A 15,578-nucleotide genomic window follows, 5' to 3' on the forward strand; every position below is an offset into this window, starting at 1 on the left:
ACCGGTGATCATGTTCTTGACGTAGTCGGCGTGGCCGGGGCAGTCGACATGCGCATAGTGGCGCGCGTCGGTCTCGTATTCCACATGCGCGGTCGAGATGGTGATGCCGCGGGCTTTCTCTTCCGGCGCGCCGTCAATCTGGTCATACGCCTTGAAGTCACCAAAATACTTGGTGATCGCTGCGGTCAGCGTCGTCTTACCATGGTCAACATGCCCAATCGTGCCGATGTTGACGTGCGGTTTTGTACGCTCAAACTTTTCCTTTGCCATGATGGCCTCCTTTTTCTGTAATGAAGGGAGCCCCGGAACGGCGCTCCCTCAAATCGTCGCTTATGCGTATTTCGCCTGGATCTCGTCCGAGATGTTCTGCGGAACCGGATCGTAGTGGTCGAACTGCATGGTGAACTGGGCACGGCCCGACGACATCGAACGCAGGGTGTTGATGTAGCCGAACATGTTCGCCAGCGGAACAAACGCGTCGATCGCGATTGCGTTGCCGCGGGATTCCTGACCCGACACCTGGCCCCGACGCGAAGTCAGGTCACCGATGATACCGCCGGTGTATTCTTCCGGGGTGATCACTTCGACCTTCATGATCGGTTCCAGCAGCTTCGCGCCAGCTTTGCGCATGCCTTCACGCATACACATACGGGCCGCGATTTCGAATGCCAGAACGCTCGAGTCGACGTCGTGGAACTTACCGTCCAGCAGGGCAACCTTGAAGTCGATCACCGGGAAGCCAGCCAGAGGGCCGCTGTCCATGACCGAGTTGATGCCTTTTTCAACACCGGGGATGTATTCCTTCGGAACGGCACCACCAACGATGCGGCTTTCGAACGAGTAACCTTCGCCTGCCTCGGTGGGCTGGATCTCCAGCTTGACTTCAGCGAACTGACCCGAACCACCCGACTGTTTCTTGTGGGTGTAGGTGTGTTCGACCGGCATCGAGATGGTTTCACGATAAGCCACCTGAGGCGCACCGATGTTGGCTTCGACCTTGAACTCGCGCTTGAGACGGTCCACCAGGATGTCCAGGTGAAGTTCGCCCATGCCCTTCATGATGGTCTGACCCGATTCCAGGTCGGTTTCCACGCGGAAGGACGGGTCTTCGGCGGCCAGACGGGCCAGACCCTGAGACATCTTTTCCTGGTCGCCCTTGGTTTTGGGCTCGACCGCGATCTCGATCACCGGATCGGGGAAGGTCATGGTTTCCAGAACCACCGGATCCTTCGGATCGCAGAGGGTGTCACCGGTGGTGGTGTCTTTCAGACCCGCCAGCGCGATGATGTCGCCTGCAAACGCTTCTTCGATCTCTTCCCGGTTGTTGGAGTGCATCATCATCATGCGACCGATGCGCTCTTTCTTGCCTTTGGTCGAGTTCAGGATCGAGTCGCCCTTCTGCATGGTGCCCGAGTAAACGCGGGTGAAGGTCAGCGAACCGACGAAGGGGTCGTTCATGATTTTGAACGCCAGACCCGAGAAGGCCATGTCGTCATCGGCACGACGTGCGATGTTACGAACTTCTTCCTCGTCGCCGGGTTTGAAGCCCATGTAATCAACAACGTCCAGCGGGCTGGGCAGGTAGTCGATCACAGCGTTGAGCAGCGGCTGAACGCCTTTGTTCTTGAACGCCGAGCCACCCAGAACCGGAACGAAATGCAGCGCCAGCGTGCCTTTGCGCAGCAGTTTGCGCAGGGTCGGAACGTCGGGCTCTTCGCCTTCCAGATAGGCCATCATCGCGTCGTCGTCTTCTTCGACGGCCGCTTCGATCATCTTGCCGCGCCATTCGTCAGCCATGTCTTTCAGGCTGTCACGGATCGGAGCTTTGACCCAGCTTGCACCAAGGTCTTCGCCCTGCCACAGCCACTCTTCCATGGTGACGAGGTCAACCAGGCCTTCCAGCTCGGTTTCGGCACCGATCGGAATACCAACCGGAACAGCACGTGCGCCGGTGCGGTCTTCGATCATGCGAACGCAGTTGAAGAAGTCTGCGCCGATCTTGTCCATCTTGTTGACGAAAACCATACGCGGAACCTTGTAGCGGTCAGCCTGACGCCACACGGTTTCGGTCTGGGGTTCAACACCGGCGTTTGCGTCCAGAACGCAGACGGCACCGTCGAGAACCGCCAGCGAGCGTTCAACTTCGATGGTGAAGTCAACGTGGCCGGGGGTGTCGATGATGTTCAGGCGGTGCTTAGGCGTGTCAGCATTCTGACCGTCTTCGGTGCGTTCCCAGAAGGTGGTAGTTGCAGCCGAAGTGATGGTGATGCCGCGTTCCTGCTCCTGCTCCATCCAGTCCATGGTGGCTGCACCATCGTGCACCTCACCGATGTTGTGGGATTTACCAGTGTAATACAGGATACGCTCCGAGCAGGTGGTCTTACCTGCGTCGATGTGCGCCATGATACCGAAGTTACGGTATAGTTCGAGCGGATATTCGCGTGCCATTTGGATAAGCCTCTGGGATTACCAACGGTAATGGCTGAAGGCTTTGTTCGCCTCGGCCATCTTGTGGGTGTCTTCGCGCTTCTTCACGGCGGTACCGCGGGACTGTACAGCGTCCAGCAGCTCACCGGCGAGGCGTTCTTCCATGGTGTTTTCATTGCGGCCGCGCGCAGCGGTGATCAGCCAGCGGATGGCCAGTGCTTCGCGGCGCTCGGGGCGGACTTCGACCGGAACCTGATAGGTTGCACCACCAACCCGGCGCGAGCGAACCTCGACCGACGGTTTGATGTTGTCGAGTGCTTCGTGGAACACTTCGACGGGCGCGCGCTTGATCTTGCTTTCGACGCGGTCAAAGGCGTTGTAGACGATGCGCTCGGCGACCGACTTCTTGCCGTCGATCATCAGGTTGTTCATGAATTTGGTCAGAACCTTATCGCCAAACTTGGCGTCAGGCAGGACTTCGCGTTTTTCGGCGGCGTGACGACGTGACATATCAGCCTCTCCTTCTTACTTGGGACGCTTCGCGCCGTATTTCGAACGGCGTTGCTTACGGTCTTTGACGCCCTGAGTATCCAGAACACCGCGCAGGATGTGGTAACGCACACCGGGAAGGTCTTTCACACGGCCGCCACGGATCAGAACAACCGAGTGTTCCTGAAGGTTGTGGCTTTCACCGGGGATGTACGAGATGACCTCGAACCCGTTGGTCAGGCGCACTTTGGCAACCTTACGCATAGCCGAGTTCGGTTTCTTCGGTGTGGTGGTGTAAACACGTGTGCAGACGCCGCGTTTCTGCGGGCACTGCTCCAGGTGCATGGACTTCGAGCGTTTTACTTTGGGCTGCCGCGGTTTGCGGATCAGCTGTTGAATAGTTGGCATTCCGGTTTCTTCCCCGTTTGCAACACACATGACATGCACGCAACTGGCGTGCGGCTAACTTCGCTGCGCTGATGCGTCCACAAGCGCAAAACCCACGAGCGTTCCCATTCCGAGGTGAACGTCGCGGTTGTTTCTCAGAGGGCGCGAACTGCAAAATTGTCCGGGCCTTGACCAGCTCATTACTGGAATCGGCTATGGGGCGGCCCCCGGCACCGAGATGACGCGCGTAATAGGGGGAGTCGGCCCGAGTGTCAACAGCACGATACCGGTTGCCCGGAAATTGGCTGATCCGGGCCGTGCCTATATGGGTGCGCAGGCTCAACCGGGTTCATAAAACCGCCCTGCACCAGAAGCGCCAATGTTAAGCTGAACCCGAAACCGGAGGCCGGGTTTCGCCTTCGGATGACCAGTGTTCAGAGCTTTGTCACGCAGGTTCACGCCGCTTCCCGACGCGCGCGTTCCCGGAACAGCGTAAACAGTCCGGCGGCCACGATCAGTGTCGCACCCAGCATGGTCAGGCCGTCGGGCCATTCATCGAATACGGCCCAGCCCAACCCCAGGGCCCAGATCAGGCTGGAATAGCGAAACGGCGCGATGAACCCGACATCGCCCTGACGCATGACCATGACGCTGAACAGATAGCCCATCAGGACGAACACGGCCGCCGCTGCAACCAAAGAACCCGCAGCGCCGGAAACCGGAACCCATCCTTCGAACACCGAAGCAATCGCGGCGGCCACCGTGATGGAAAGAGACGTCGCCAGTGTCACCACCATTGAAGGAACTTGGGGCGACATGCGTCGCGTCACCAGATCGCGAACCGTGATCGAAGCCACTGCGATCAGCGCGTAGATGGAATACAGGCTGAAGCCGTCAGGACCGGGTCTGACGATCAGAACCATGCCGCCAAAACCAATGGCAATCGCCAATATGCGCCGCCAGCCGACCTGTTCGGAAAAGACCAGCGCCGCGCCCAGCGTCACGGTCAGGGGCAGCGCCTGCAGAATGGCCGTCACATTGGCAAGCGGCATGTTCTTGAGCGCTGTCAGGAAAAAGAAGGTGGCCGACAGTTCGGTCAGGCTGCGCAGCGCAACCAGCCACCGGTCGTGGTTTGAGAAATTGAGGTGCAGCGCCCCCAGATAGCGGGCAAGACCGTAGACAAGGAAAACGGCCAGTACGCCCCGCATGGCCACCAGTTGGAACAAAGGCAGTTCCCGAAGCGCGACCTTGACCAAAGTGTCGTTCAGGGTGAAGGCCGCCATGCTGCCCATCATCAGCAAGGCACCTTTGGTGTTTGGGTTCATGTCAGATATGGCCCTGCGCAAAGTGATCGGGCCATTGGCCCAATCGGACAGCCGCCTGTCAACGCATCAAATCAGATCAACGCAAGAATTGCGCTCTGACGCGTGCGGAGCGTGTCGAAACCGCCCGCTGTGCCCGTATCAAAGACCGGATACCCGACCGCCTCCGATACCTTCCACAGCCACCCCGGCGCTGAGCGTGTGCGTTGCAATCAACCCACCGGACATGTCCAGAACGCCAAGCTGGTTGCCGTTCTGAAGCGCAACATAAAGCTCGCGGCGTTTGGAGTTGATGCCAAGGCCAAAGCGTTCGATCTGCACCGCTGCGCCGACCGATGGATTGGTCGCGCGGATCGTCCTTAGAACCGTGCCGTTCAAATCCACCTCGGCGATCAGGCGATTGCGGATGAACAGCACATAAAGCGTGCCGGTCGTTTCATCAAAGGCCAGCCCGCCAATCGGCCCCTGTGGCTGGCTGAGGGTTATGTTGCGCACGAATTGCCCGTCGCGGGTCAGTTCCGCGATCATCACCCCGTTCGGATGGTCGAGGAACAGATGCCCATCGCCTCCCCGAATGGCCAGCCCGCATTCTTTTATGGGGAACTCGTCAGGTGTGATGCCACCGCATCCGGCCGGAACCCGCTGTGCCGCAAAGGTACGCAGGACACGGCCATTTCGGTCAAGCTCCTGTAGCTGGGTACCGGGAAGATTGCGCAGAAAGATCCGCCTTCTCGGCTCATCATAAGCCAGCCCGACGATCGAGCCGGATATCGGGATCAGGCGCGTCGTGCCGTTCGGGATCACGATCTCGCGCGATGGCTGGCCCGGCGGCATCCCTACATAGGCATAATCCGTGCAGGCGGCCATCAGGCCCAGACCGAAAACCGAAAATACGCGCGACAGCTTTGTGACAGCTCTCATCATCCACCCCCGTCACCTGTGTGAATTCAAGGCGGATGGTAGCACAGTTTAGGCTAAATCAGAAAAACCCTGCTGTTATTGCAGGTCTCATACAGCAAGCGCGATATGCCAGTGGTCTGTAACTGCCCTAAGTGTGGCGCGCGTTTCAACCCTGCAAAAACAAAAGGCCCCGCGAAATCGCGGGGCCTTCCTTAACTTGTCAATCGGGCGATTACTCGCGGCTTTCGGGTGTTTCCACCAGAACATCCAGCTCATCCCCGACCAGATCATCATCCATGATCGGCGCAGCCAGGGCAGCGGCCGCTTCGGCCTCTTCCCGGCGGGCTTCGATCACCACATTGTCGCGCGACTGCGCGATGTGGCGGACGGCCTGTGTGGCCCCACCTGTACCGGCAGGGATCAGGCGACCAACGATGACGTTCTCTTTCAAACCAACCAGCTTGTCCTTTTTGCCCTGCACGGACGCTTCGGTCAGTACGCGGGTGGTTTCCTGGAACGACGCGGCCGAGATGAACGAACGCGTTTGCAGCGAGGCCTTGGTGATCCCCAGAAGGATCGGCTCGCCCTGTGCCGGACGACCACCGCGAGCGATGGTCTTTTCGTTGGCTGCGTCGAACTCCTGCTTGTCGACATGTTCGCCTTTCAGCAGGGTGGTGTCGCCTGAATCCAGGATCTCCCACTTCTGCAGCATCTGGCGCACGATGACTTCGATGTGCTTGTCGTTGATCTTCACGCCTTGCAGACGATACACATCCTGCACTTCGTCGATCATGTAGTTCGCCAGCGCCTCGACACCCATGATGGACAGGATGTCATGCGGAGCCGGGTTACCGTCCATGATGTAGTCGCCCTTCTGTACGAAGTCGCCTTCGACAACAGGGATGTGCTTGCCCTTGGGTACCATGTACTCGATGGGCTCCAGTGACTCGTCAGCCGGTTCGATGGTGATGCGGCGCTTGTTCTTGTAGTCGCGGCCAAAGCGCACGTAACCATCGGCTTCTGCGATGATCGCGTGATCTTTCGGACGGCGGGCTTCGAACAGTTCGGCCACACGCGGCAGACCACCGGTGATGTCCTTGGTCTTGGCACCTTCACGCGGAATACGCGCAACAACGTCACCGGCTTCGATCTTCTGGCCATCTTCGACCGACAGGATCGCATCCACCGACATCGGATAGTGAACCGGGTTGCCCGCATCGTTGCGGACCGGTTCGCCATCGTCACCGACCAGAATGATCTCGGGCTTCAGGTCGCTGCCACGGGGGGCCGCGCGCCAGTCAATCACGATCTTCTGGGTCATGCCTGTTGCTTCGTCGGTCTCGTCACGGACGGCAAGGCCCGAAACCAGGTCGACGTATTTGGTGGTACCGGCTTTCTCGGCGATGATCGGCAGGGTGTAGGGATCCCATTCGAACAGCTTGTCGCCACGGGACACTTTCGCGCCTTCCTTGACGAACAGCTTGGAGCCGTATCCCAGCTTGTGGTTGGCACGCTCTTCGCCGTGATCGTCCTTGATCACCAGCTTCATGTTCCGGCCCATGACGAGGCTTTCGCCTGCGGCATTGACCAGGATCTGCGGGTTCTCGAAGGATACGTTGCCGGCTTGGCTTGCTTCCTGGAACGACTGCTGACCACCTTGCGCAACACCGCCGATGTGGAAAGTCCGCATCGTCAGCTGTGTACCGGGTTCACCGATGGACTGGGCGGCGATGATGCCGACAGCCTCACCCGTGTTCACCATGGTACCGCGAGCAAGGTCACGACCGTAACAGGTGGCACAGACGCCTTCCTCGGACTCGCAGGTCAGAGGCGAGCGGATACGGGTCGACTGAACGCCAGCCTCATCGATGATGTCCGCCATCCGTTCGTCGATCAGCTGACCCGCGGCTACGAGCACCTCTTCCGTGCCCGGACGCAGGATGTCATCGGCAGCCACGCGGCCCAGAATACGCTCGGCCAGAGAGGCGACAACTTCACCGTCGTTGACCGCAGCTTCGGCCGTGATCGCGCGTTCAGTGCCGCAGTCGATCTCGCGAACGATGCAGTCCTGTGCCACGTCCACCAGACGACGGGTCAGGTAACCCGAGTTCGCGGTTTTCAGAGCGGTATCCGACAGACCTTTACGGGCACCGTGGGTCGAGTTGAAGTATTCAAGAACGGTCAGACCTTCCTTGAAGTTCGAGATGATCGGCGTCTCGATGATGTCACCGTTCGGCTTGGCCATCAGGCCCCGCATACCGCCCAGCTGTTTCATCTGAGTGACCGAGCCCCGCGCACCGGAGTGAGCCATCATGTAAACCGAGTTCGGCTCCATGTCCGACCCGTCTTCGGCCTTGGCGACGTTCGAGATGGTGCTCATCATCGCTTCGGTCACGCGGTCGTTACACTTCGACCAGGCATCGACAACCTTGTTGTACTTTTCGCCCTGAGTGATCAGGCCGTCCATGTACTGCTGTTCGAAATCTTTCACCTGATCGCGGGTGTCATCAACGATGCCCCACTTGTCATCAGGAATGACCATGTCGTCCTTGCCGAACGAGATGCCCGCCCTGAACGCTTCTTTGAAGCCCATCGACATGATCTGGTCACAGAAGATAACCGACTCTTTCTGACCGCAGTAGCGGTAGACGGTGTCGATCACCTGCTGCACTTCTTTCTTCCGCAGCAGGCGGTTGACCAGATCGAACGGCGCCTTGTTGTTCATCGGCAGCAGGGCCCCCAGACGCAGACGGCCCGGAGTGGTTTCATAGCGCTTCTGAACTTCGTTGCCTTCTTCGTCGATCTGCGTGATCCGCGCGGTAATTTTGGTGTGCAGATGCACCTCACCCGCGTCCAGCGCGTGCTGAACTTCGTCGATCGAACCAAAGACCTTGCCTTCGCCCGGCATGCCGGCACGTTCCAGCGACACATAGTACAGGCCCAGGATCATGTCCTGCGACGGAACGATAATCGGCGCGCCGTTTGCAGGCGACAGAACGTTGTTCGTCGACATCATCAGAACGCGGGCTTCCAGCTGTGCCTCAAGGCTCAGCGGGACGTGAACGGCCATCTGGTCGCCGTCGAAGTCGGCGTTGAAGGCCGAACAGACCAGGGGGTGCAGCTGAATGGCTTTGCCTTCGATCAGAACCGGTTCGAACGCCTGAATGCCAAGACGGTGCAGCGTCGGCGCACGGTTCAGCATGACAGGGTGTTCGCGGATCACCTCGTCGAGGATATCCCACACTTCGGGACGCTCTTTCTCGACCAGCTTCTTCGCCTGTTTCACGGTCGAAGACAGACCCTTGGCTTCAAGGCGCGAGTAGATGAACGGCTTGAACAGTTCCAGCGCCATCTTCTTGGGCAGGCCACACTGGTGCAGCTTGAGTTCCGGACCAGTCACGATGACCGAACGACCCGAGAAGTCGACGCGTTTCCCCAGAAGGTTCTGACGGAAGCGGCCCTGCTTGCCTTTCAGCATGTCCGACAGCGATTTCAGCGGGCGCTTGTTGGCGCCGGTGATCACGCGGCCACGACGGCCGTTGTCAAACAGAGCGTCCACGGATTCCTGCAACATCCGCTTTTCGTTGCGGACGATGATGTCAGGCGCACGCAGTTCGATCAGACGCTTGAGGCGGTTGTTCCGGTTGATCACGCGTCGATACAGATCGTTCAGATCCGAGGTCGCAAAGCGGCCACCATCCAGCGGAACCAGGGGGCGCAGTTCCGGCGGGATGACCGGGATCACGGTCATGACCATCCATTCGGGACGGTTGCCCGACTCGAGGAAGGATTCAACAACCTTCAGACGCTTGATGATCTTCTTGGGCTTCAGTTCGCCTGTGGCTTCGGCCAGATCAGCGCGCAGCTGCTCGGCTTCGGCTTCCAGATCGATCTGGGCCAGCATCTCACGGATGGCTTCGGCACCGATATTGGCGGTGAACGCGTCCATGCCAAAGGCATCCTGCGCATCCATGTACTCTTCTTCGGTCAGCATCTGGCCGTAGGTCAGGTCGGTCAGACCGGGCTCGATAACGACGTAGTTTTCAAAGTACAGAACGCGTTCCAGATCGCGCAGCGTCATGTCCAGCATCAGACCGATGCGGGACGGCAGCGATTTCAGGAACCAGATGTGTGCAACGGGCGCGGCCAGTTCGATGTGGCCCATACGCTCGCGGCGGACTTTTTGCAGGGTGACTTCCACGCCGCATTTTTCGCAGACAACGCCGCGATACTTCATCCGTTTATATTTGCCGCACAGACATTCGTAATCTTTGATCGGGCCAAAGATACGTGCACAGAACAGACCGTCACGTTCAGGCTTGAACGTCCGGTAGTTGATGGTTTCGGGTTTCTTGATCTCACCATAGGACCAAGACAGGATCCGTTCGGGCGACGCCAGCGAGACTTTGATTTCGTCAAAGACCTTCGGGGGCGTCAGCGGGTTGAACGGGTTGTTGGTGATTTCCTGGTTCATTTTGATACCTCAAATTTTGCGGAAGGGGGGACGGGAGGAAGGGCCGAGGCCCTTACTCCTCAACCTCCGCATCCAGGAGTTCCATATTCAGGCCGAGGCCGCGGACTTCTTTCACCAGAACGTTGAACGATTCCGGTACGCCCGCTTCAAAGTTATCCTCGCCCTTGACGATCGACTCATAGACCTTGGTCCGGCCGGCGACGTCATCCGATTTCACCGTCAGCATCTCTTGCAGGGTGTAGGCGGCGCCGTAAGCTTCCAGAGCCCAGACTTCCATCTCACCAAAGCGCTGGCCACCGAACTGCGCCTTACCACCCAGCGGCTGCTGGGTCACCAGGCTGTACGGCCCGGTCGAACGCGCGTGGATCTTGTCGTCCACCAGGTGGTGCAGTTTCAGCAGGTACTTGATGCCCACGGTGACCGGACGTGCAAATTGCTCACCCGTACGACCGTCGAACAGGATCGACTGACCGCTCTGTGAGAAACCGGCACGCACCAGCGCGTCGTTGACGTCAGCCTCTTTGGCACCGTCAAAGACCGGGGTTGCGATCGGAACACCGCGGGTCACGTTGCCCGCTGCCTCAATCAGCGTCTCCTCGTCCATGCCAGTGATGCCTTCTTCGTAGACATCTTCGCCATAGGCCAGCTTCATCGCCTCGCGCACCGGGGTCAGGTCGCCGGAACGGCGGTATTCACCCAGAGCTTCATCGATGTTCAGACCCAGACCGCGTGCAGCCCAACCCATGTGGGTTTCAAGGATCTGACCAACGTTCATACGCGAAGGCACACCCAACGGGTTCAGACAGAAGTCAACCGGGGTACCATCGGCCAGGAACGGCATGTCTTCCATCGGAACAACCTTGGAGATCACACCTTTGTTCCCGTGACGACCGGCCATCTTGTCGCCCGGCTGCAACTTGCGCTTCACGGCGATGAAGACTTTGACCATCTTCATCACACCCGGCGGCAGGTCGTCGCCACGGCGGACTTTCTCGACCTTATCCTCGAAACGGGCATCCAGAGCGCGCTTTTGCACTTCGTACTGCTCGTTCAGGGCCTCGACGATCTGTGCGTCCTGCTCGTCTTCCAGAGCCAGCTGCCACCATTGACCACGGGTCAGGGTGTCCAGCAGCTCCTCGGTGATCACCGACCCTGCCTTGACACCTTTCGGGCCTTTGACCGCAGTTTTACCCAGGATCAGACCTTGCAGACGCGCATAGATGTTGCGGTCAAGGATCGCCAGCTCGTCGTCCCGGTCACGGGCCAGACGTTCGACTTCCTCACGCTCGATCTGCAGCGCACGCTCGTCTTTCTCGACGCCGTGACGGTTGAAGACGCGCACCTCGACGACCGTACCGTAATCGCCCGGCTTCACGCGCAGCGAGGTGTCGCGCACGTCAGATGCTTTTTCGCCAAAGATGGCGCGCAGCAGCTTTTCTTCCGGGGTCATCGGGCTTTCGCCCTTCGGAGTGATCTTGCCGACCAGAATATCGCCCGGCTCGACATCCGCACCGATGTAAACGATGCCCGCCTCGTCGAGGTTGCGCAGCGCTTCTTCACCGACGTTCGGAATGTCGCGGGTGATCTCTTCCGGGCCCAGCTTGGTGTCACGGGCGGCGACTTCGAATTCCTCGATATGGACCGAGGTAAAGACGTCATCACGCGCGATACGTTCTGAGATCAGGATCGAGTCTTCGTAGTTGTAGCCGTTCCACGGCATGAACGCGACGACCACGTTCTTGCCAAGGGCCAGTTCACCCATATCGGTCGACGGACCGTCGGCAATGACCTCGCCCTTCTGGACGGTGTCACCCACCTTTATCAGCGGACGCTGGTTGATGCAGGTGTTCTGGTTCGAACGCTGGAATTTGCGCAGACGATAGATGTCAACGCCAGCGTCGCCCAGTTCCAGATCCTCGGTGGCGCGGATAACGATACGCTGGGCATCGACCTGGTCGATGATACCGGCGCGTTTCGCCTGGATCGCAGCGCCCGAGTCGATCGCAACCTTTTCCTCGATGCCCGTCCCGACCAGCGGTGCCTCGGCCCGCAGCAGCGGAACCGCCTGACGTTGCATGTTCGAGCCCATCAGAGCGCGGTTGGCGTCGTCATTTTCAAGGAACGGGATCAGCGATGCAGCAACCGAGACCAGCTGCTTCGGCGACACGTCGATCAGGTCCACATTCTCGCGCGGGGCAAGGGTGTAGTCGCCTGCCTGACGGGTCGAAACCAGATCGTTGATGAACTTGCCGTTCTTGTCCAGTGTCGCGTTCGCCTGCGCCACGGTATGACGCATTTCCTCGGTCGCGGACATGTAGTGAACCTCATCAGTCACCTCGGCGTTCTTGACAACGCGGTAAGGTGTTTCGATGAAGCCATACTTGTTCACGCGGGCAAAGGTGGCCAGCGAGTTGATCAGACCAATATTCGGGCCTTCCGGCGTTTCAATCGGGCACATCCGTCCATAGTGGGTCGGGTGCACGTCGCGTACCTCAAAGCCCGCACGTTCACGCGTCAGACCACCGGGGCCAAGCGCCGAGAGACGGCGTTTGTGGGTGACTTCCGACAGCGGGTTGGTCTGGTCCATGAACTGCGACAGCTGCGACGAGCCGAAGAATTCGCGCACAGCAGCAGCAGCCGGTTTCGCGTTGATCAGGTCCTGCGGCATGACGGTGTCGATCTCGACCGACGACATACGCTCTTTGATCGCGCGCTCCATACGCAGCAGACCGACGCGGTACTGGTTTTCCATTAGTTCGCCGACCGAACGCACACGACGGTTGCCGAGGTGGTCGATGTCGTCCACGTCGCCCTTGCCATCGCGCAGTTCGACCAGAGCCTTGACGCAGGCCACGATGTCTTCGCGGCGCAGGGTGCGCAGGGTATCCGGTGCGTCCAGAGCCAGGCGCATGTTCATCTTCACGCGGCCAACAGCGGACAGGTCATACCGCTCGCTGTCGAAGAACAGGGTGTCGAACAGGGCCGACGCCGCTTCGACGGTGGGCGGCTCACCTGGACGCATGACGCGGTAGATATCCATGAGCGCGGTTTCACGGCCCATATTCTTATCTGCGGCCATGGTGTTGCGCATGTAGGGACCAACATTGACGTTGTCGATGTCGAGAACCGGGATATCGGTGATGCCCGCGTCGATCAGTTCCTTCGCGGTACCGCCGATCAGGTCGCCATCCTTGTCATATTCCAGCGTCAGTTCGTCACCGGCTTCGACATAGATCGCGCCGTTTTCTTCGTTGATGATGTCTTTGGCGACAAACTTGCCAACGATGTGATCGAACGGAACCAGCAGTTCGGTGACGGTGCCCTCGTCGATCAGCTTCTTGACCGCGCGCGGGGTGACTTTCTTGCCTGCCTCGGCAATCACCTCACCTGATTTTGCGTCGATCAGGTCATAGGTCGGACGGGTGCCGCGAACACGCTCGGGGAAGAACGGCGTGACCCAGCCCTTCTTCTTTTCCAGCTTGTAGGAAACGGTGTTGTAATACGCGTCCATTATCGCTTCCTGATCCATACCCAGCGCATAAAGCAGGGTTGTCACAGGCAGTTTGCGGCGGCGGTCGATACGGGCGAACACGATATCCTTGGCGTCGAACTCGAAGTCCAGCCAGCTTCCGCGATACGGGATGATGCGGCAGGCAAACAGCAGCTTGCCCGAGGAATGGGTTTTACCCTTGTCGTGATCAAAGAACACGCCGGGCGAACGGTGCATCTGGGAGACGATTACACGCTCGGTGCCGTTGACGACAAAGGTGCCGTTCGGGGTCATCAGGGGCATGTCGCCCATGAAGACATCCTGTTCTTTGATGTCTTTTACCGATTTCGCGCCGGTGTCCTCATCAACATCGAACACGATCAGGCGCAGTGTAACCTTCAGCGGTGCGCTGTAGGTCATGTCGCGCTGCATGCACTCTTCGACATCGTATTTGGGTTTTTCCAGATCGTATTTCACGAACTCCAGAACGGAGGTTTCGTTGAAATCCTTGATCGGGAAAACCGACTGGAACACGCCTTTGATGCCTTCGCCGTCTGTGGGCTGTTCTGCATCGCCGGAGCGCAGGAAAAGATCATAAGAAGATTTCTGTACCTCAATGAGGTTCGGCATCTCCAGCACTTCGCGGATTTTGCCGTAATATTTACGAAGACGTTTCTGGCCAAGGAACGTTTGAGCCATGTCAGATGTCACCTTTCGATGTTCTCAGCGGGCAAAGACACCGTCGGGCCCCGGCATCTTGCACAATCGAGACAACACGTCCGGATCAATTCGTGGCCACCGTCCCGAAGGCGGCCTCCCGATCCGAAAACCGTGTCTTAGAAAACTCCCCATTCTGTGAGGCCCTTTCTAAGACAGGTTCGGCTGGACCCGGATTTCTCCGGATCCAGCCAAAATTTTCGGCGCATCAGCGATGCGCCTGAGACCAGGCTTAGGCCAGCTCGACTTCGGCGCCAGCTGCTTCCAGCTTGGCTTTGACGTCTTCGGCTTCGTCTTTCGACACGCCTTCTTTGATCTTGCCGCCAGCTTCGACCAGTTCCTTGGCTTCTTTCAGGCCCAGACCGGTGATGCCGCGAACTTCTTTGATCACGTTGATTTTCGAAGCGCCGGCGTTCTTCAGAACGACGTCGAATTCGGTTTTTTCTTCCTCAGCTGCGCCACCGGCGTCGCCACCAGCTGCTGCGACCATTACGGCGCCGCCAGCTGCGGGCTCGATGCCGTATTCGTCTTTGAGGATGGTTTTCAGTTCTTGTGCTTCCAGCAGGGTCAGACCCACGATGCTTTCTGCGAGTGCTTTCAGATCAGCCATTTTATCAGCTCTTTCCGTTTACAATGTGTGTTCCAACGTCAGGGTAGGTACCCTACGCAGATCATTCAGTGCCAACCGCTTACGCAGCTTCCGCCTTCTCTTCGATGGTGGAAAGGATGCTTGCGATATTGCTTGCAGGTGCGCCAATCGCGCCAGCGATGTTCGAAGCAGGTGCGCCAATGCAGCCCACGATCGAAGCAATAAGCTCCTCGCGAGACGGCATTTTCGAAACGGCTTCAACGCCTTTGCGGTCCAGAGCGTTCTCGCCCATAGCACCGCCGAGGATTTCAAATTTCTTGTTATCCTTGGCGAAGTCCTCGGCCACCTTGGCTGCTGCCACGGGGTCCTCGGAATAGGTCAGAACGGTCATCCCTGTCAGCAGGTCGGCCATGCTTGCACACGGCTTACCCTCGAGGGCGATTTTGGCGAGCCTGTTCTTGGCAACACGCACGGAGCCACCCGCGTCACGGGCACGTGCGCGAAGGTCCTGCATCTCGGCAACTGTCAGACCGGCGTAGTGAGCAACCACTACGACGCCAGAGCTTTCGAAGATTTGGCCGAGTTCCTCGACCACTTTCTCTTTCTGGGCTCTATCCACAGTTCTCTCCAAGTTAGGGGTGAGATCTCACCCCGGCTCATATTTGCCGCGGCTTGCGCCCCGGCGTTCAGGTCCGTTGTTACGGGATTGGCCAAAATTCGCCCGAGGGTGGGACCCTCAGAATTCTTTGGTCTTACCCGTCTCAGGCAGGGAATTAAGGGGCC

The 15,578-nt window shown here is 58.7% G+C and carries 10 protein-coding genes; all 10 read right to left on the reverse strand.

Going from position 1 to position 15,578, the window contains the following annotated elements; all coding sequences use genetic code 11:
* Nucleotides 1–270, reverse strand: a 270-nt coding sequence (locus AC2FNC_RS12470; protein ID WP_496715494.1) for a GTP-binding protein, incomplete at its 3' end; no start/stop codon positions are given.
* A gap of 60 nt (nt 271–330) precedes the next feature.
* Nucleotides 331–2,448, reverse strand: coding sequence for an elongation factor G (fusA, locus tag AC2FNC_RS12475; protein ID WP_480474062.1), 2,118 nt, complete (start codon nt 2,446–2,448; stop codon nt 331–333).
* Nucleotides 2,449–2,466: 18 nt separating this feature from the next.
* Nucleotides 2,467–2,937 carry a 30S ribosomal protein S7 gene (gene rpsG / locus AC2FNC_RS12480; protein WP_093964348.1) on the reverse strand — a complete coding sequence of 157 codons (471 nt, stop codon included), beginning with the start codon at nt 2,935–2,937 and terminating at the stop codon, nt 2,467–2,469.
* 15 nt (nt 2,938–2,952) lie between these two features.
* A complete protein-coding gene (gene rpsL / locus AC2FNC_RS12485) occupies nt 2,953–3,324 on the reverse strand; it encodes a 30S ribosomal protein S12 (RefSeq protein WP_005621086.1) in 372 nt (123 codons plus the stop codon).
* A gap of 434 nt (nt 3,325–3,758) precedes the next feature.
* Nucleotides 3,759–4,628: a DMT family transporter gene (locus AC2FNC_RS12490; RefSeq protein ID WP_480520910.1), complete on the reverse strand. Its 870-nt coding sequence runs from the start codon at nt 4,626–4,628 to the stop codon at nt 3,759–3,761.
* Nucleotides 4,629–4,766: 138 nt separating this feature from the next.
* Nucleotides 4,767–5,546, reverse strand: coding sequence for a hypothetical protein (locus AC2FNC_RS12495; RefSeq protein WP_496715496.1), 780 nt, complete (start codon nt 5,544–5,546; stop codon nt 4,767–4,769).
* A gap of 211 nt (nt 5,547–5,757) precedes the next feature.
* A complete protein-coding gene (rpoC, locus tag AC2FNC_RS12500; RefSeq protein WP_480474064.1) occupies nt 5,758–9,999 on the reverse strand; it encodes a DNA-directed RNA polymerase subunit beta' in 4,242 nt (1,413 codons plus the stop codon).
* A 52-nt stretch (nt 10,000–10,051) separates the two neighbouring features.
* Nucleotides 10,052–14,188, reverse strand: coding sequence for a DNA-directed RNA polymerase subunit beta (rpoB, locus tag AC2FNC_RS12505; protein WP_496715498.1), 4,137 nt, complete (start codon nt 14,186–14,188; stop codon nt 10,052–10,054).
* A gap of 250 nt (nt 14,189–14,438) precedes the next feature.
* On the reverse strand, nt 14,439–14,816 hold the full coding sequence (gene rplL, locus AC2FNC_RS12510; RefSeq protein WP_209507787.1) for a 50S ribosomal protein L7/L12: 378 nt from the start codon (nt 14,814–14,816) through the stop codon (nt 14,439–14,441).
* A gap of 79 nt (nt 14,817–14,895) precedes the next feature.
* On the reverse strand, nt 14,896–15,414 hold the full coding sequence (rplJ, locus tag AC2FNC_RS12515; protein ID WP_209507785.1) for a 50S ribosomal protein L10: 519 nt from the start codon (nt 15,412–15,414) through the stop codon (nt 14,896–14,898).
* Nucleotides 15,415–15,578 lie beyond the last annotated feature (164 nt).

This window comes from Ruegeria sp. BHSA123, assembly GCF_059613425.1.

Coding starts and splice junctions, on each gene's coding strand:
- fusA (WP_480474062.1), bottom strand. CDS start 2,448: ATGGCACGCGAATATCCGCTCGAACTATACCGTAACTTCGGTATCATG.
- rpsG (WP_093964348.1), bottom strand. CDS start 2,937: ATGTCACGTCGTCACGCCGCCGAAAAACGCGAAGTCCTGCCTGACGCC.
- rpsL (WP_005621086.1), bottom strand. CDS start 3,324: ATGCCAACTATTCAACAGCTGATCCGCAAACCGCGGCAGCCCAAAGTA.
- AC2FNC_RS12490 (WP_480520910.1), bottom strand. CDS start 4,628: ATGAACCCAAACACCAAAGGTGCCTTGCTGATGATGGGCAGCATGGCG.
- AC2FNC_RS12495 (WP_496715496.1), bottom strand. CDS start 5,546: ATGAGAGCTGTCACAAAGCTGTCGCGCGTATTTTCGGTTTTCGGTCTG.
- rpoC (WP_480474064.1), bottom strand. CDS start 9,999: ATGAACCAGGAAATCACCAACAACCCGTTCAACCCGCTGACGCCCCCG.
- rpoB (WP_496715498.1), bottom strand. CDS start 14,188: ATGGCTCAAACGTTCCTTGGCCAGAAACGTCTTCGTAAATATTACGGC.
- rplL (WP_209507787.1), bottom strand. CDS start 14,816: ATGGCTGATCTGAAAGCACTCGCAGAAAGCATCGTGGGTCTGACCCTG.